Origin of the sequence: Streptococcus mitis (assembly GCF_002096925.1) — a bacterium.
Taxonomy (GTDB): Bacteria; Bacillota; Bacilli; order Lactobacillales; family Streptococcaceae; genus Streptococcus; species Streptococcus mitis_AF.
The window spans coordinates 1-15,608 of sequence record NZ_NCVN01000026.1; the positions used below are offsets into that span (position 1 = coordinate 1).

Annotated in this window: 20 protein-coding genes and 1 tRNA gene; 12 read left to right on the top strand and 9 right to left on the bottom strand. The window is 37.5% G+C overall.

The features are described 5' to 3' along the window. Nucleotides 1–20 precede the first annotated feature (20 nt). Nucleotides 21–94, top strand: a tRNA-Pro gene (locus B7692_RS05820). Between the two features lie 63 nt (nucleotides 95–157). Here the strand turns inward: B7692_RS05820 and B7692_RS05825 are convergent. Continuing rightward, nucleotides 158–1,414 carry an ISL3 family transposase gene (locus tag B7692_RS05825; RefSeq protein WP_084930194.1) on the bottom strand — a complete coding sequence of 419 codons (1,257 nt, stop codon included), beginning with the start codon at nucleotides 1,412–1,414 and terminating at the stop codon, nucleotides 158–160. Between the two features lie 210 nt (nucleotides 1,415–1,624). On the opposite strand from B7692_RS05825, the gene B7692_RS05830 reads away from it, so the two are divergent. The 3 genes from B7692_RS05830 (at nucleotide 1,625) to B7692_RS05840 (ending at nucleotide 4,175) form a co-directional block, all read left to right on the top strand. Then, complete coding sequence (locus tag B7692_RS05830) at nucleotides 1,625–1,891, top strand: ACT domain-containing protein (protein ID WP_045612362.1); 267 nt, start codon at nucleotides 1,625–1,627, stop codon at nucleotides 1,889–1,891. Between the two features lie 9 nt (nucleotides 1,892–1,900). Continuing rightward, nucleotides 1,901–3,238: a PFL family protein gene (locus tag B7692_RS05835; protein ID WP_084930195.1), complete on the top strand. Its 1,338-nt coding sequence runs from the start codon at nucleotides 1,901–1,903 to the stop codon at nucleotides 3,236–3,238. A gap of 244 nt (nucleotides 3,239–3,482) precedes the next feature. After that, entirely contained in the window at nucleotides 3,483–4,175 is a 693-nt protein-coding gene (locus tag B7692_RS05840) for a histidine phosphatase family protein (RefSeq protein ID WP_084930196.1), read from the top strand. 58 nt (nucleotides 4,176–4,233) lie between these two features. Here the strand turns inward: B7692_RS05840 and B7692_RS05845 are convergent, their stop codons facing one another. The 7 genes from B7692_RS05845 to B7692_RS05865 all read right to left on the bottom strand — a co-directional run bounded on the left by B7692_RS05845 (nucleotide 4,234) and on the right by B7692_RS05865 (nucleotide 10,057). Continuing rightward, nucleotides 4,234–5,937, bottom strand: a complete 1,704-nt coding sequence (locus B7692_RS05845; RefSeq protein WP_084930197.1) for a recombinase family protein — start codon at nucleotides 5,935–5,937, stop codon at nucleotides 4,234–4,236. Nucleotides 5,938–5,998: 61 nt separating this feature from the next. Then, nucleotides 5,999–6,166, bottom strand: coding sequence for a hypothetical protein (locus B7692_RS11115; protein WP_192855480.1), 168 nt, complete (start codon nucleotides 6,164–6,166; stop codon nucleotides 5,999–6,001). Beyond that, complete coding sequence (locus B7692_RS05850) at nucleotides 6,144–6,947, bottom strand: replication-relaxation family protein (RefSeq protein WP_084930198.1); 804 nt, start codon at nucleotides 6,945–6,947, stop codon at nucleotides 6,144–6,146. The genes B7692_RS11115 and B7692_RS05850 overlap by 23 nt, the downstream gene beginning before the upstream one ends. A gap of 92 nt (nucleotides 6,948–7,039) precedes the next feature. Then, nucleotides 7,040–9,259: a type IV secretory system conjugative DNA transfer family protein gene (locus B7692_RS05855; protein WP_084930199.1), complete on the bottom strand. Its 2,220-nt coding sequence runs from the start codon at nucleotides 9,257–9,259 to the stop codon at nucleotides 7,040–7,042. A 2-nt stretch (nucleotides 9,260–9,261) separates the two neighbouring features. Next, nucleotides 9,262–9,429: a hypothetical protein gene (locus B7692_RS11120; RefSeq protein WP_192855481.1), complete on the bottom strand. Its 168-nt coding sequence runs from the start codon at nucleotides 9,427–9,429 to the stop codon at nucleotides 9,262–9,264. Nucleotides 9,430–9,586: 157 nt separating this feature from the next. Beyond that, nucleotides 9,587–9,787: a hypothetical protein gene (locus B7692_RS05860; protein WP_084930200.1), complete on the bottom strand. Its 201-nt coding sequence runs from the start codon at nucleotides 9,785–9,787 to the stop codon at nucleotides 9,587–9,589. 9 nt (nucleotides 9,788–9,796) lie between these two features. Then, the gene (locus B7692_RS05865) at nucleotides 9,797–10,057 is read right to left on the bottom strand and encodes a hypothetical protein (protein WP_084930201.1); all 261 of its coding nucleotides are present in this window, start codon (nucleotides 10,055–10,057) and stop codon (nucleotides 9,797–9,799) included. Between the two features lie 194 nt (nucleotides 10,058–10,251). Between B7692_RS05865 and B7692_RS05870 the strand changes: the two genes are divergently transcribed. Continuing rightward, a complete protein-coding gene (locus B7692_RS05870; protein WP_142360033.1) occupies nucleotides 10,252–11,337 on the top strand; it encodes a hypothetical protein in 1,086 nt (361 codons plus the stop codon). 242 nt (nucleotides 11,338–11,579) lie between these two features. Here the strand turns inward: B7692_RS05870 and B7692_RS05875 are convergent, their stop codons facing one another. After that, nucleotides 11,580–12,023, bottom strand: a complete 444-nt coding sequence (locus tag B7692_RS05875; protein WP_084930203.1) for a hypothetical protein — start codon at nucleotides 12,021–12,023, stop codon at nucleotides 11,580–11,582. Nucleotides 12,024–12,503: 480 nt separating this feature from the next. Here B7692_RS05875 and B7692_RS05880 point away from each other — a divergent pair, with 480 nt between their 5' ends. The 7 genes from B7692_RS05880 (at nucleotide 12,504) to B7692_RS05905 (ending at nucleotide 15,383) form a co-directional block, all read left to right on the top strand. Then, nucleotides 12,504–13,148: a recombinase family protein gene (locus B7692_RS05880; protein ID WP_084930204.1), complete on the top strand. Its 645-nt coding sequence runs from the start codon at nucleotides 12,504–12,506 to the stop codon at nucleotides 13,146–13,148. A 250-nt stretch (nucleotides 13,149–13,398) separates the two neighbouring features. Then, the gene (locus B7692_RS05885) at nucleotides 13,399–13,791 is read left to right on the top strand and encodes a hypothetical protein (RefSeq protein WP_084930205.1); all 393 of its coding nucleotides are present in this window, start codon (nucleotides 13,399–13,401) and stop codon (nucleotides 13,789–13,791) included. Nucleotides 13,792–13,809: 18 nt separating this feature from the next. Further along, complete coding sequence (locus B7692_RS11125) at nucleotides 13,810–13,980, top strand: hypothetical protein (RefSeq protein WP_192855482.1); 171 nt, start codon at nucleotides 13,810–13,812, stop codon at nucleotides 13,978–13,980. A gap of 149 nt (nucleotides 13,981–14,129) precedes the next feature. Continuing rightward, nucleotides 14,130–14,459, top strand: a complete 330-nt coding sequence (locus B7692_RS05890) for a hypothetical protein (RefSeq protein ID WP_239822378.1) — start codon at nucleotides 14,130–14,132, stop codon at nucleotides 14,457–14,459. After that, complete coding sequence (locus B7692_RS05895; RefSeq protein WP_084930206.1) at nucleotides 14,459–14,848, top strand: hypothetical protein; 390 nt, start codon at nucleotides 14,459–14,461, stop codon at nucleotides 14,846–14,848. Before B7692_RS05890 ends, B7692_RS05895 begins: the two co-directional genes overlap by 1 nt. A gap of 18 nt (nucleotides 14,849–14,866) precedes the next feature. Beyond that, nucleotides 14,867–15,208, top strand: coding sequence for a hypothetical protein (locus B7692_RS05900; protein WP_084930207.1), 342 nt, complete (start codon nucleotides 14,867–14,869; stop codon nucleotides 15,206–15,208). Then, nucleotides 15,201–15,383 (top strand): hypothetical protein, encoded by a 183-nt coding sequence (locus B7692_RS05905; protein WP_001284807.1) that lies wholly within the window; start codon nucleotides 15,201–15,203, stop codon nucleotides 15,381–15,383. The genes B7692_RS05900 and B7692_RS05905 overlap by 8 nt, the downstream gene beginning before the upstream one ends. Nucleotides 15,384–15,608: the final 225 nt, after the last annotated feature.

Below are 15,608 nucleotides of genomic sequence, written 5' to 3' on the forward strand. Positions count from 1 at the left end.
GTGCATTTTTCTATTTAACTCGGGAAGTAGCTCAGCTTGGTAGAGTACTTGGTTTGGGACCAAGGTGTCGCAGGTTCGAATCCTGTCTTCCCGATTGATTATCTGGGTACCTATGGTACCTTTTTATACTTAACAACTGTAGTGGGTTGAAGAAAAGCTAAGCTCGAGAAAGGACAAAATTCGTCCTTTCTTTTTTGATGTTCAGAGCGATAAAAATCCTTTTTTTGAAGTTTTCAAAGTTTCGAAAACCAAAGGGATTTCGTTTGATAAGTTTGATGAGATTATTGGTCGCTTCTAATTTGGCGTTTGAATAGGGTAGTTGAAGGGCATTGACAATCTTCTCTTTATCTTTGAGGAAGGTTTTAAAGACAGTCTGAAAAAGAGGATGAACCTGCTGCAGATTGTCCTCAATGAGTCCGAAAAATTTGTCAGGCTTCTTGTCCTGAAAGTGAAACAGCAAGAGTTGATAGATATGATAGTGGTGTTTCAAGTTCTCTGAATAGCACAAAAGCTTGTCTAGAATTTCTTTATTGGTTAAGTGCATGCGAAAAGTAGGACGATAAAAACGTTTATCGCTAAGTTTACGACTATCCTGTTGGATTAGTTTCCAGTAGCGTTTGATAGCCTTGTATTCATGAGATTTTCGTTCAAACTGATTCATGATTTGGACACGCACACGACTCATAGCACGGCTTAGATGTTGTACAATATGGAAACGATCTAGAACGATTTTAGCACACGGAAAAAGTTTTCTAGCCAAGTCATAGTAGGGACTAAACATATCCATAGTAATGATTTTCACTCGACATCGGACTGCCCTATCATATTTAAGAAAGTGATTTCGGATAATAGCTTGTGTTCGTCCCTCAAGAACAGTGATGATATTAAGATTATCAAAATCTTGCGCAATGAAACTCATCTTTCCCTTAGTGAAGGAATACTCGTCCCAGGACATAATCTGTGGAAGGCGAGAAAAATCATGTTTAAAGTGAAAGTCATTGAGCTTTCGAATGACAGTTGAAGTTGAAATGGCCAGCTGATGAGCAATATCGGTCATAGAAGTCTTTTCAATCAACTTTTGCGCAATTTTTTGGTTGATGATACGAGGGATTTGATGATTTTTCTTTACTAGAGAAGTCTCAGCGACCATCATTTTAGAGCACTGATAGCACTTAAAACGGCGCTTTTTCAGAAGAATTCTAGTAGGCATCCCAGTCGTTTCGAGGTAAGGAATTTTAGAAGTCTTTTGAAAGTCATATTTCTTCATTTGACTTCTGCAATCAGGGCAAGATGGGGCATCGTAGTCCAATTTAGCAATGATTTCTTTATGTGTGTCCCTATTAATAACATTCATAATTTGGATATTGGGGTCTTTAATGTCGAGTAGTTTTGTGATAAAATGTAATTGTTCCATATGATTCTTTCTAATGATAGTTTGGTCGCTTTTCATTATAGATGATATGGGACTTTTTTTCTACAACAAAATAGGCTCCATAATATCCATAGGGGATTTACCCACTACAAATATTATAGAGCCTTTTTAGTTAGAATTATGCTATACTATTTGAAAAGAATCCTGTTTAATGTTCAGGTTTCCTATTAAAAGAAGAAGTGGAGTTTGCTTATGAAAGCGATTATAACTGTTGTTGGTAAAGATAAATCTGGAATTGTTGCAGGTGTTTCTGGCAAAATTGCAGAATTAGGATTGAATATTGACGATATCTCTCAAACTGTTTTGGATGAATATTTTACGATGATGGCTGTCGTCTCAAGTGATGAAAAGCAGGATTTTACTTATCTGCGAAATGAGTTTGAAACTTTTGGGCAAACTTTGAATGTGAAAATCAATATTCAGAGTGCAGCGATTTTCGACGCTATGTATAATATCTAGGAGGTGCACATGGATATTAGACAAGTTACTGAAACCATTGCCATGATTGAGGAGCAAAACTTCGATATCAGAACCATTACCATGGGGATTTCTCTTTTGGACTGTATTGATCCAGATATCAATCGTGCTGCGGAGAAAATTTATCAAAAGATTACGAGCAAGGCAGCTAATTTAGTAGCTGTTGGCGATGAAATTGCGGCTGAGTTGGGGATTCCAATCGTTAATAAGCGTGTATCGGTGACTCCTATCTCTTTGATTGGGGCTGCGACAGATGCGACAGACTATGTGGTTCTGGCAAAAGCTCTTGATAAGGCTGCGAAAGAGATTGGTGTGGACTTTATCGGTGGCTTCTCTGCCTTGGTACAAAAGGGGTATCAAAAGGGAGATGAGATTCTCATCAATTCTATTCCTCGCGCCTTGGCTGAAACGGACAAGGTCTGCTCGTCAATCAATATCGGCTCAACCAAGTCTGGTATTAATATGACGGCTGTGGCAGATATGGGACGTGTTATCAAGGAAACGGCTAATCTATCAGATATGGGAGCGGCCAAGTTGGTTGTATTCGCTAATGCTGTTGAGGACAATCCATTTATGGCGGGTGCCTTCCATGGTGTTGGGGAAGCAGATGTTATCATCAATGTCGGAGTTTCTGGTCCTGGTGTGGTGAAACGTGCCTTGGAAAAAGTTCGTGGACAGAGCTTTGATGTAGTAGCCGAAACAGTTAAGAAAACTGCCTTTAAAATCACTCGTATCGGTCAATTGGTTGGTCAAATGGCCAGTGAGAAACTGGGTGTGGAGTTTGGTATTGTGGACTTGAGTTTGGCACCAACCCCTGCGGTTGGTGACTCTGTGGCACGCGTTCTTGAGGAGATGGGACTAGAAACAGTTGGAACGCACGGAACGACGGCTGCCTTGGCTCTCTTGAACGACCAAGTTAAGAAAGGCGGAGTGATGGCCTGTAACCAAGTCGGTGGTTTGTCTGGTGCCTTTATCCCTGTTTCAGAGGATGAAGGAATGATTGCTGCAGTGCAAAATGGCTCTCTTAATCTGGAAAAACTAGAAGCTATGACGGCTATCTGTTCCGTTGGTTTGGATATGATTGCCATTCCGGAGGATACACCTGCTGAAACCATTGCGGCTATGATTGCAGATGAAGCTGCAATTGGTGTCATTAACATGAAAACAACGGCTGTTCGTATCATTCCAAAAGGAAAAGAAGGCGATATGATTGAGTTTGGTGGCCTGTTAGGAACTGCACCAGTTATGAAGGTCAATGGGGCTTCGTCTGTTGATTTTATCTCTCGTGGAGGACAAATCCCAGCACCAATTCATAGTTTTAAAAATTAAGAAAATAGGAGAAATTTTAAGTTCTATTTAAGGTTAGCTGTGTATACTATAATCATTAAATAAAGACCTCCTAATATTATTTGAAACAGATAACAAGTATTTAGTTTGAATTTGATTTTCATCTAATATCTTTATTTAATAGAACTCCTAAACTTTTTCATAATAATCTCCTGCAAAAGTCGCCTGTCTGGGTGGCTTTTGTTTTATCATCCATGATATAATAGAAGCAAACGGAGGACGGAAAATGGTAAAAGTACGATTGTATTTGGTACGTCATGGCAAGACTATGTTTAACACGATTGGTCGCGCGCAAGGTTGGAGCGATACTCCCTTAACAGCTGAAGGTGAACGAGGGATTCAAGAATTAGGAATCGGTTTGCGCGAATCTGGTCTACAGTTTGAGCGTGCTTATTCGAGTGATTCTGGGCGCACCATTCAGACAATGGGAATTATCCTTGATGAACTTGGCTTGCAGGGAAAAATCCCTTATCGCATGGACAAGCGTATCAGAGAATGGTGTTTCGGTAGTTTTGACGGAGCTTATGATGGTGATCTTTTCATGGGCATTATTCCTCGTATCTTTAATGTGGACCACGTTCACCAATTGTCTTATGCTGAACTAGCTGAGGGCTTGGTAGAGGTTGATACAGCTGGTTGGGCTGAAGGATGGGAAAAACTTAGTGGCCGAATCAAGGAAGGATTTGAAGCGATTGCCAAAGAAATGGAAGAACAAGGCGGTGGCAATGCTCTTGTCGTCAGCCACGGAATGACCATCGGAACCATTGTTTATCTGATTAATGGTATGCATCCGCATGGTCTAGATAATGGTAGCGTGACGATACTTGAATATGAGGACGGCCAGTTTAGCGTAGAAGTTGTCGGCGACCGTAGTTACCGAGAACTAGGACGTGAGAAGATGCTAGAGAAAAATAATTGATAGAAGTTAGCTCCAAATGCTGACCTGACACATAGCAGTTTAGTTAAATGGGTTAATATTAGCGAGCCAAGTCGTTTGGCTCGCTTTTTTCGTTGTTTAGTTTTCCGATGAAATTATAGTAAATATCAATCTGAATAATACGATTACGTTTCGTACCAGTTGGTTTATGAATCACAATTTTATCAATCAGTTCATTCACTATCTCAACGGTTAGTTCTGGTAGCTCTGTATATTTGGAAATTCTTGCCATAAACTTGGAGATATTCAAACTATCTTCTTGTTGTTTGGTGAGTTTTTCGGTTAAGTCAGAAATGGAAGTTTGAAGTTGTTTCTGTTCTTCTTCATAGCTCTGACTTAGCTTCACAAAGCGTTCATCTGAAATTTTACCAAGTAGATTATCTTCATAAAGCTTCTGAATAATGGTGTCAATCTCTTTAGAACGGTGTTCATCTTTTTGGAGTTGCTGGCGCTGATGTTTGTTGTCTTTATTAAATTGAGCTTGACTTTGTTGCTCCAACTTTTTCAAAAAGGCTTCTTGGTTGAAGTGGACTTCCTGAATGGTTTGGCGGAGCTTGTCACTTATAATCTCAATCAGGGCGGATTTTTGAATGTAGTGGGGATTTTCGCAACCATCAATTGGCTTGCGATATCCAGAACACTTGTAGTGGTCGTGGTTAAGTCCGTTTTTCTCTTGTGGGCAAAAATAATGTTTTCGCCCACAAGTTCCACAAAAAACTAATCCAGCAAACAAGTTTTCGTGACCAGCCCGATTTTTATACCGTTGATTAGACCGCTTATGACTCCTCATCTTCTGAACAATATCAAAAGTTTCTTGGTCAATTATCGCTTCATGAGTATTTTTGAAAATTAACCAACCTTCCTTTGGATTATCCACCTTACGCTTATCTTTGTAAGATTTTGTCCGAGTTCGAAGATTGACAGTATGCCCAAGATACTCTTCACGCCCTAAGATAGCGCTTAGGGTTTCTCGCGTCCAAAAATACGGCAGAGTTTCCACATTTGGGCTGGAAGAAATAGACTTCAAACCAATTTCGATTCGGTGGCGGTCTGGTTTAAAAATTTTGTCATTTTCTAACCCTTTAGCAATCTCCGAAAAGCTTTTTCCGCTTTTCGCTTCTTGAAAAATCCGTTTCACAACTTCGCTGGCAACTGGGTCAATAATCCAATTTTTAGGGTTGTTTGAATCTTTGAGATAGCCGTAAGGTGGGTTAGTAGTCACTCGCTCACCAGCTTTGGCTTTAGCTTGAACCACCGCCCGAATCTTCTTGCTGGTATCTGCCGCATACATTTCGTCCATTAAACTCTTAATTGGTAGGAAAATTGAGTTAGTTTCATTAGGCTTATTTGAATCTACGCCATCATTTAGGGCGATAAAGCGAACATCAAAGCTAGGAAAAGTGATTTCCGTTAGTTGACCAACCTTGATATAAGACCGACCTAAACGGCTTAAATCCTTAACGATAAAGTTCGAAACTTGCCGATTTTCTACCAATCTAAGAGCTTCTGAAATTGCTGGACGGTCAAAATTTGTGCCACTGAAACCATCATCAACGAAAAGAACTGGATTTGGCAGTTTTTCTCTCGCTACCACATCAAGAAGAATATTCTTCTGATTAATAATTGAGTTACTATCTCCGTCCAGTCCATCGTCTTGACTCAAGCGACAATAAACCACTGTAATATCTGAAAGTTTTGAAGTATCTACTTGTCTATAATCTGAAATTGTCAAAGTTCTGTTCATGTGTTTTTCTCCTTTTGGAGTTCACACACCTTATACTTCTATTATACCATTTTTGCTACTGTTAAAGTAGTGATTTATCGCTTAAAATCAACCTTTCTAGGACATTTTCAAGATTGCGATTTCCAGTAAAACGGTGACGGATTAAGTAAGTCGTTCGACCAATTCGACAAATTTCATCGTCGGTGCGTGAAGCCTGTTTTGAGTCTCTATCTTGATTCTTCTGGTTCATTCAAAATTCCTCCCTTGATATAATCTGGGTATTCTTCAAGTGTTATTACAGTGAATAGTTCCCAAAAGCTATATAGTTCTTTTTGAATTGCTTTCGAAATCGCCAGCTTTCGCTTGTCATCTGGTACAACCCACAAAACATAGGGGAAAACTTCCTTTTGTCGTTGTTCAATACCTGACCGATAATATTCAATATATTTCTTACAAGTATTTACAATGCGTGCAAGACTTTCAGTGCTTCGGTCTATTTCCAGAAAATAATAGTCTTCGTAATCGTGATTAACTAACTCTAAATAAGCATCGGGCTTTAAAGTTCTGCCTATACCAGAAAGTTTTTGGTAGCTGCGCCAAGAGTTCGGCTCAAAGGAAAAAGTTTCAAGCGATAGCTTTTCTGAATCTCGAACAGTTTCTAGTGTCTCAACAAAGATTTCCGTAATTGCTAAAGTATGTTCAACGTGGTGCTGAGTTGGCTCGTATTTATTTTTATAGCGCAAAACAACAGTTTCATCTTGGTTTTTAAGGAATTTTAGTCCCTGAAAAGTAATTTGCCAAACATAAGAAGCAGAGCCACGGCGTATGCCACCAATTCGCCGTTTTAAGTGTGAAACTAATCCAGCTTTTTTCAGACTTTGAAGCGCAAAATTAGTTCGGCGAATTGCGGTGTCAGCTCTCACGCTACTAGCAAAAAATAATCTTGCTAATTGGTTGGTAGTCGCATATCTAGCTTGACTTAAAAAGTAAAGAATTTGCGTATCATTATCTATTTTGTAATTCCATTTCATCTGTTTTGTTCTCCATTAAAATTTAAAGGTGTGCTCCCGTAAAATGTGCTTAGTTACGGAGTAAGTCGTGTGAGTAAAAATTCTGAAAACCTTTATTTATCAGGGGTTGAAGAATTTTCTTCATCAACACGATTCGAAGAGCGATTGGAACACTTTCTGCGCCCTAAATCTGTTAATTTTTGGTTAGAATTTTCATTTTTTGAAGCAGATTTTTCAAAAATGTAGTTTTCGAATTGACTTTCAATTTCTGAAATATCTTGTCCGTATCGGCTCAAGCTATTCAAAAATGGTGCCCGAATATCTCTAATTTTTGGCTTAGGTGGGTAGGTTTTGCCAATAATCCAACGATAGGTGTTTGGTGAAATTTCTGTTCTGATATATATCCAAAATGGTGGTAAGCTATAAAAATCTTCTTTATTAATCTCCAGAGTATATTTTGCCATTTCGCGAGCTTCATCAAGATTTAAGCCAAAAACAATTTTATTCGCAACATTAGATTCAATTCCAGCTTTTAACTGGGGTGACATCTGGGCGAGATGCTGGAAGCCAATATTCCAGCCAACATTAAACTGACGAGATTGCGAAAGTGCTTCATCTAAGTTAGCGTTAGGGATTCCTAAGAAACTCGGTGTCTCATCGATATAGATAAAGACCGATTGGCGTTTACTTGGCTCAACCGAAGACTGGCGTAAAATTAGCATCCAGAGCATTGAAGTGATTAGGCTACCAATGAGCTTCGCAGATTCTGAACCAATTATCGCTTTATTTAGCGGAATCAATACTATTTTTCGGCTTTTGAAGATTTCTGCAAGACTAAAATTTGGATTAGTTTGCCCCAACATTGCCCGAAGTTGCGGACGAAGCAAAAACTGTCGGAATTTATTCAAAATGGGGTTTAACATCTGGTGACGTTGAGCTTCACTGAGTAGCTCAAACCAGTTCCAAAAACTTTCCAGCCCGATTGGGTCTTTTAACTCTCTTAATAGTTTATTTCGAAAGGACTGATTAATCAGCAGACTTGGTAACATCACTAAAGAAGTATTTGGAATGCGCGCCAAAGTTAAAAAACTGTGTGATAGAATATCCAGTGAGTAAATTCCAAAATGTTCAGGATAAAGTCCTTTAAATAGCTCCAGTAGATAATCTGCAATAACTTCTGGCTCAATACCATATTTAGTTAGTTCAAAAGGATTTATACCGACAATTCGCTTTGAAGTGGGTGAAATCACCACAATATCTTCATCGTGTTCAGTTGGTGCGCGCTCTAAAAGTTCATGAGTAAGTTGACCTTTGGCATCCACCACAACGACGCTATGATTTTTAGATTGTATATCTGATAAAATCAAGTGACTCATGGCGGTGGTTTTCCCACAACCTGTTGAACCGAGAAAAACGGCATGCTTTTTGCCAGCTTGAGCTGAAATTTGAATTGGTCTTGGTTGACTCTCAACCGTTTGCGCTAAACTTCGCTGAGTTTTTCGGTTAGCATTGTAGCCCAAAGGCAGCGCTACTAATTTAGGGTGAACATTTGGCACACCTGAAATATTTTCTTCCCCAATAGGTAAAAGCATGAAACAAGCTAAGTCTGAGACAGATAAACTATATGGAAAAGACCAGGAAGGTTGTGCTTGATTGAGTTTTTGGATAGCTAGTGGTTTTAATTCAATGGTTGCATTTGATTCCATCATACGAAAACTACTAAGTAGGCTGTAAAAAAATTCCTTTGTTCGCAAAATACTGCGAGATTGGACACCAAGGCGAATTTCACATTTAAAAGTAGATTGGTTTAATTTTTGTTTCATCAGCTTTTTAGAATTTTCGGAAAGCTCAGGAACATTATTTGTAATCACTTGATACCATTTAGCGGATAAATTCGGCAAATCTTTTGGTTGAGGGCGAGGCGGTGAGCCTGCACCAATAACCAACTGAATAACTACTATTTCATCTGGCTGAAGTATTTTTGAAATTGTAAGGCTTGAACGTATCATATTTTCTACAGAATCCGTTTTTAAAGCATAGTGAGATTCTTTGATATTCACTAACCGTGCAACCGAAAGTTTTTCACGCTTTGATGCTCTTGAAAACTGAATAGCTCGGTGTGATTGAATTAGTTGGCTGATATGTCGCTTGTCTTGTTCTTCTGTTCCTAACAGATAGCGCACGCGATTCTTAGATAATCGGATTTCAAAAACAATGCTTTTACGTCGAGTTAGACCGACCAGCTGACCAAGCAAACTTTTGACGTCTTCTTCAGAAAACGGACGTTGCCAGTTCCACTCGCTCCAAGATAGCGCTTCGAATTTTCTTTTCATCTCTACCTCCATTCTTTAGATTTGATAATCCGAAAGACGAACCAGCCAATGAAAACAACCACAGTCGCTAAAACTAAGAACCACCAAACTGCCAGAATTAGTTTCACCGCCCAGTTAATAAGCCAAGCACAGGCAACAAGTCCAAGAATATATGCCATTAGTTTTCTCATAGCTGGTCTCCTTTCTGCCTTCATTTATACAAGAAAATTGATAAAAAGTTAAATTTCACTGTCTTCAGTTTTTAGAGCGATTGGAATGAATTTTAAGCAATGAAACAGTAGTATATTTCAACATATTTTGACCATTTGTCTAGTCCAATCAAGGCTTTTATTTTCTTTCGAATTTTCTCAATTCGGATTTTGCAACCAAGAAAAGTTCATTGATTTCTTGTCGTTTTTCCAGAAATTCTGCCAGGGCAATTTCTTCTTCGCTACAGTATTTTTCATTTGCTTGTTTGGGTTTTTCTAACCAATTCCAAAGAAATATGGTAACGACGATAATTATAAAAGCTATAAAGTAGTCCATCATAAAGCTACCTCATTTCATCTTTTCAGTAGCGTAATATGTGAACGCTTTGAGAATATAATCTGTATATGCTTTAGCTTCTGGCGTATTTTTGAGTATTTCTGCCTGCGTGAGTGCCAGATTGCCCACTTTATATAAAATATCGCTAGCGAGAAGCTCCAAGGCTTGATTATCTGCCATCGCTTCACTCAGTGTTTTAGCCACTTCTAACTGATAGGGGCTAACAAGTTGAGAAAGTTCTACTTTTGAGGTCGATTTTTGAATATGATTCATGAGATTTCTCCTTTATTCTTTGATGAAGTGTGTGTCACAGTTATTAGCCAATAAACAAGCCCTCCTTTCTATACCACGCCTGAGCTCAGGTGTGGTATAATGTTGTTAGCTAACTGATGGTTCTATTATAGCCCCACACAAAGGCTATTTTGTTCCATTTTAATGCCAAAAAAATGCCATTTGCAAGGTCGCCTATGTTCACATTTTCGAAACTACTCTCTATTATCTTCAACCATTCCAAGTCCAAGAACTGGGCTGTGCCGAAAAAGGTTGCCGTAGGTATCACTAAGGCACTGTATGAGGATGCGTTGGGAAACATTGCCGATACCAGCTTTAACAAGCTTTATAGCGGAGCAAATCAAGGTCGAACTCTATATTATTTCATTAAAGACGATGAGATAAGGGGAGATGTTGCAAGTTACTTGTTTACGGTAGAAAAACGCCTGAAAAACGAAAACTACCGTGAAAGCAAGTTTGAACTCCACGGCACGATTGAAAAAATTTACCAGCTTTTGGAAACTTCCGCTAACTTTCCCAAAGATATTTACAGTGGTCTGAAATACTCTTTCGAACAGCATTACCAAACTCGACCTTATCTCTTTTTGGCGGAATGTCTCTATTACGCCCTTGCCAATGCTAAAGATAATCAGGTCAGCTACCATTCGCTGGAATTTCAAAAAGAGCAAGCAGTTTCGAATTTTCTGTTTGAAGACCTCGTCACAAACACCAGCGACCCCAACCCTCGAACGGTTCAAGCCCTTAATTTATTGAGCCAAGAAGATATCACACTTTTTCGAAAAATAGCACCGCTGACTTTTTATGACAATTCCTTTGATGAATTATCGGGTGAGTATGTCGAAGACCACCAGCTGATTTCGCACGAGGATTTTTTTGAGTTATATGAAACTTTTGGCGTCAAGGCGTTGGAGATTGCGAAGCTCCTTGAAGCTGGCTTGCTTTTGGGTGGTGGACGACATGAGGTTTTGGTGGAACAAGGCGAGTTGGCAGGCTTTCAAACCGATGAGAGAGTGCTGGTTTTTACCACTAAAGCCGAAGACTACGTTTTTAACTACCACGCCTTCCACCTAACCCAAACGGCGAAAACTTTGTTGGAATTATTGGAGACTGGATATAACCCAGAATTTTTGGTAAAGTTGGGTCAACATTTTCGAAAGGAATTATCAGAAACGCCTGTGCAGGTCGGCTTATATGATGTTGAGGCGATTGACGAGCTGGGGAGTTTGAAGGGGTTTGGGGAGGTGAAGAATCTGTTAAAATAAAGAAAATTCAGAAAATTATTGACAGAATAGAACTTTTGGTGTATAATGTTAAAGTTATTCAGTAGAAGACAACAAAAAACTGCAAGTATAGCTCAAGGGGATGAGATAGGGACTTGCAGTTTCATATAAATATTTCGTTATTCTATTGTTTAGGTTCTTTTCTATTTAGCACCATTCTGAGTGGTGCTTTTTATTTTTCGCTTTTGTTATACTATCTATTTTTTCTCTAAGAAATATGCTGCTTAATGTTGAATGCGACCAAGGTATTCTGCATAAGTCATTTTCACTTGTTGCTTTTCTCCCGTGCAAACATCAATAACGGTAACATTAACAATGTCTTGAGGATTTGGCTCTTTAGGTGATGAGTTTTGATTTTGGTTAGTTTGTATTGCTTTTATATTTTCAATCTCATGCTTTGTCTCAGATAAATCTTTTGAAATATTGTTACTTAAATCATTGTTATCTTGTGTAATACTTTTAAGTTCTTCAATCACTTTATCTGGATTTCCTGCAAGAGTATCTCCAAATTCTTTGACTTCTTTGGGAACGATTGCTATTTTATACGCTTCTAACTTATTTATACTATCATGAATAACATTTGGAGCGTTAACTAAATTAAAAGGTAAACAAATTATATTAAAACCAGTATAAACATAGGCAAAAATTTTTTTATTATCTTTTGGCATATTTGATTCCTCCATAAATTATTGTGAAATAAATTGTGGCGAAATTGGAAAATAGTCAAACAAGAACCCTGAAATAGAATAATTTTTATTTACAGTAATATTATACAAAGAAGTAGGAGATTTTTCAAAAGATTTCTTATTTTACTATTTATCGAGGTGTAATCTATAGTAAAATATTTCTCTGGGTCAACATTAACAGGAGAAGTTTTATTCTTTGAAAGAGCAAACACTTTTAGCTATTATATAAAGCAATGGGAAGAACAATTTGAAGTATTTGACCTGATTAATAATGGCGCAACAACAAATGAATACGTTTTTTTGTTGACTGTCTCTCGCACATTACAGAACAAAGGAACTGACTAAAATGGCAATTCTACCACATTGTAACCCCCCAAGCCCCACCCTAGTGGGTCTTTTTTATTTCGTTAATTTTTCTCTAAAATATAAGTACCTGCTACAATAGTAAAGAAAGGAGAAATTTTGACAAATCATCACAAGAACAAATTAGAAAATATCAAAACCATAACTATCGGATATGCTCGCGTTAGCTCAACAGATAACCGCCAAGAGTTGGGCTTATCCGTTCAAAAAGAAGCACTCGGTTTTTGCGACAAACTCTATATTGAAAAAGATTCTGGTGGAAATCAAGAGCGACCGAAGCTTGAGAAGGCGTTAAAATTAGCCAAAAATTATGCTAAACAAGGCGTTAAAACAAATTTTGTCGTATATAAATTGGATAGGCTTACAAGAAAGATGCTTCACCTCTCTGCTATTATTGAAGATTTAACCAAACATGGTATTCATCTTCAATCTATTCATGAAAATATTGAAACAGATTCTTTAACTGGAAAGTTCTTTTGTTTGATGTTGGGCTATGTGGCAGAATGGGAGCTTCAAGCGATTTCTGAACGTACTAAAGACGGACTCCGTAAAGCGAAAGAAAAAGGCGTGAAACTTGGCAACAAAGGAATAGCGAAAGATAAAGAAAAGCAAATTATTGCACAATACCAGCAAAAAGAAATGTCCGTTCGAAATATTGCGAATCAGCTGAACATTTCCACCGCAACTATTTATAATGTACTGAAGCGCAATGGTATTCAAATAAATAGAAGAAATCACCTATAATTGATTGACAAATCCTTAGAAAAATAGTACATTAAACCTATCAACAGTTTTAGCAAACGGTCGTTTGTTAAAACAATCAAAGTTATCAATAAAAATATTTAAAATGCTGATTTAATAAGGTTTTAGTTACCTTGTTGAATTGGCATTTTTATTTTTTCATTGTTTTAGTTGACGACCGTTAACTAAAACAAGCTCAACCCCTATTGTAGCAGGGATTTTTTGAGTGAAAAATAAAAAATGGAGGTTCTTTATGGGACTTAACGACTTAAAAGCCGACTTAGTTGAGGTAACAACCAAACTTTCGGTTTCTGATATTGGCGTGATTCTTCAAGAAATTTGTGCCGAGTGGAAAACAACCCCAGAAGCTATTCAGAGTAGTTCGGGGGCATTAGCTGATTTTGATGATAGAGCTGATATAGAAATCGCCATTAAAGGTAAAGCTGGCTTATTCTCTCCGCAATTTTATGCAGTTCAGGTTTATGTTTACCAACTTGAGAATGAATGTGGACTTCAGCTCATTGCTTTAGGTGATTCTGGATTTTCGAAAATGTGGTATGGTCTTAATGGTGCGATAAAAATGTCTGAAAGCATTAAACGCCGTGACGCCATTGTAGAACGAATTATGCAATATAGTTCAAGATAGAATAGAAAGAGGTTTAAAATGAGTACTCGTTTAAATCAAAAAGTAGTTCGTGGTGAATTGGTTGAGGTTATTGAAAGCTCAGGAGGTTTTCTTGGTGGAATTGAATATCAATTAGTCGTTGGTGGGAAGATTAAAGAACAATCCAAAGACCTTAGCTATATTCTTAGTGCCTTTGATAGATATTGGTAATTTATTAGAAAGAGTATCGATGAAGAGAAGGTTATTTTTCTCATTTATAATTTTACTGTCATGTATTATGCTTTTAGGTTGTAGTTCCCCTAAGAACTTCACAGGTAAATGGAAAACCGATATCTTCGACCAAGGAAGTGTTAGAGAAGATGGAGCAAAAATCGCAGGTAAAGCAACTGGACAAGCCGACCTTGCTTCAATTATCTCTAAATATATTCACTGGATGGAATGCTACTATGGAGATAAAAAAGGACGGAACTTTAACAATGGACAACGGCGAAACTTTCTCCGCCAAATGGCATCAAAAAGGCGACAAAATTGTAATTGAAGGAAAAAATATTTCCGGAATTGCAACCCTGTCCGATGACCAAAAGACTTTATATTTTGAAAATAAGCCATTAAATGATAATTCTGATAACCAGAATGGTTTTATGATTGGAGAAAATTCGTTAAAGTTTGAATTTAAAAAGGTAGAATAATGATGAAAAAATTAGGAATGGTGATTACATGTTTAGTGATGATTCTGTTACTTGTTTCTTGCGCAAATAAGAGAAAGGATTTAGTTTTATCGAATTTTCCAAGTATTCAGAATGAGCTAACCGAAAAAGACTTGCTTAAGGCGGTTGGAGCACCCCACGAGAAGTCCTCTTCTCTTAGTGATGTTACCCAGCTATATGAAAAACTACTAAAAATGGACTTATCTAGTAGTGAATCAATCCTGTCTCAGAAATCAAATTGGACTGTGGGAATAAATGGTATCATTACAGACTACTACGTTTACAAATTAAAAGACGGTAAGTCAGTGATTGTTTTTCTTAGTAAAGGAAAGGTCGTTGCAATTACAAGAAAAGGTATTGATTACGAGTAATGTAAAAGGTAGATTAATATGAAAAATAGCATTAAAATTCGGTTGGCAATTATAACAATAGCTATCATTGGGTTTCTATTTTATGGATTTAGAGATAATGGTTCGGTACTTTATTACGGGCAAAGCTATACAGCAGGTTCCGTATTTAAACCTGATTCGTATCTCTCAGCTGGACTATTTAAATCCGCAGGCAAAGAGATAAACAAACTGGTTTCGAAAAAGCGTGGAAGTAGCCTTACAGGTGTGATGGTCTCTGTTGTGGTTGGTGGAATTACTTTTTTCACACTTTGGCAAGATGACGATTTTAAAGATATTTTAGTAGAAGCAAGAAAACAAGGAGAAAATAATTACAATGGCTAATTTGGATAATTACTTGATTTTGGTTTTTATTGTAGTAACTGGAATTCTTATCGCTATTCAATTCGCAGGCGAGCGTTTTGCAGATTGGCTAACAGATTTAACCGAGCAATTCTTTTCGAAAAGTCTGGATAAGCACGAAGAAAAACGCAGAATGGAAAGAGAGGAAGATAAATAAGTTAAGGAGTTACGGTCTAGTTATATTGCCAGATAAAACTAAGATTATCTTCTCTTATTCAAATCTAAGGTATCTAATCCCAAAAATAATATTTATATTTGACGAATAATAGAAAAAAGACGGCTCATTTTGTACTGCACCCCAAAAGTTAGACAGAAAAAATCTAACTTTTGGGGTGTTTTATTATGAAATTGAGTTATGATGATAAAGTTCAGATCTATGAAC

Excerpts from the sequence above, each read along its gene's own strand:
- B7692_RS05825 (WP_084930194.1), bottom strand. The coding sequence starts at position 1,414 with ATGGAACAATTACATTTTATCACAAAACTACTCGACATTAAAGACCCC.
- B7692_RS05830 (WP_045612362.1), top strand. The coding sequence starts at position 1,625 with ATGAAAGCGATTATAACTGTTGTTGGTAAAGATAAATCTGGAATTGTT.
- B7692_RS05835 (WP_084930195.1), top strand. The coding sequence starts at position 1,901 with ATGGATATTAGACAAGTTACTGAAACCATTGCCATGATTGAGGAGCAA.
- B7692_RS05840 (WP_084930196.1), top strand. The coding sequence starts at position 3,483 with ATGGTAAAAGTACGATTGTATTTGGTACGTCATGGCAAGACTATGTTT.
- B7692_RS05845 (WP_084930197.1), bottom strand. The coding sequence starts at position 5,937 with ATGAACAGAACTTTGACAATTTCAGATTATAGACAAGTAGATACTTCA.
- B7692_RS11115 (WP_192855480.1), bottom strand. The coding sequence starts at position 6,166 with ATGAACCAGAAGAATCAAGATAGAGACTCAAAACAGGCTTCACGCACC.
- B7692_RS05850 (WP_084930198.1), bottom strand. The coding sequence starts at position 6,947 with ATGAAATGGAATTACAAAATAGATAATGATACGCAAATTCTTTACTTT.
- B7692_RS05855 (WP_084930199.1), bottom strand. The coding sequence starts at position 9,259 with ATGAAAAGAAAATTCGAAGCGCTATCTTGGAGCGAGTGGAACTGGCAA.
- B7692_RS11120 (WP_192855481.1), bottom strand. The coding sequence starts at position 9,429 with ATGAGAAAACTAATGGCATATATTCTTGGACTTGTTGCCTGTGCTTGG.
- B7692_RS05860 (WP_084930200.1), bottom strand. The coding sequence starts at position 9,787 with ATGATGGACTACTTTATAGCTTTTATAATTATCGTCGTTACCATATTT.
- B7692_RS05865 (WP_084930201.1), bottom strand. The coding sequence starts at position 10,057 with ATGAATCATATTCAAAAATCGACCTCAAAAGTAGAACTTTCTCAACTT.
- B7692_RS05870 (WP_142360033.1), top strand. The coding sequence starts at position 10,252 with ATGTTCACATTTTCGAAACTACTCTCTATTATCTTCAACCATTCCAAG.
- B7692_RS05875 (WP_084930203.1), bottom strand. The coding sequence starts at position 12,023 with ATGCCAAAAGATAATAAAAAAATTTTTGCCTATGTTTATACTGGTTTT.
- B7692_RS05885 (WP_084930205.1), top strand. The coding sequence starts at position 13,399 with ATGGGACTTAACGACTTAAAAGCCGACTTAGTTGAGGTAACAACCAAA.
- B7692_RS11125 (WP_192855482.1), top strand. The coding sequence starts at position 13,810 with ATGAGTACTCGTTTAAATCAAAAAGTAGTTCGTGGTGAATTGGTTGAG.
- B7692_RS05890 (WP_239822378.1), top strand. The coding sequence starts at position 14,130 with ATGGAGCAAAAATCGCAGGTAAAGCAACTGGACAAGCCGACCTTGCTT.
- B7692_RS05895 (WP_084930206.1), top strand. The coding sequence starts at position 14,459 with ATGATGAAAAAATTAGGAATGGTGATTACATGTTTAGTGATGATTCTG.
- B7692_RS05900 (WP_084930207.1), top strand. The coding sequence starts at position 14,867 with ATGAAAAATAGCATTAAAATTCGGTTGGCAATTATAACAATAGCTATC.
- B7692_RS05905 (WP_001284807.1), top strand. The coding sequence starts at position 15,201 with ATGGCTAATTTGGATAATTACTTGATTTTGGTTTTTATTGTAGTAACT.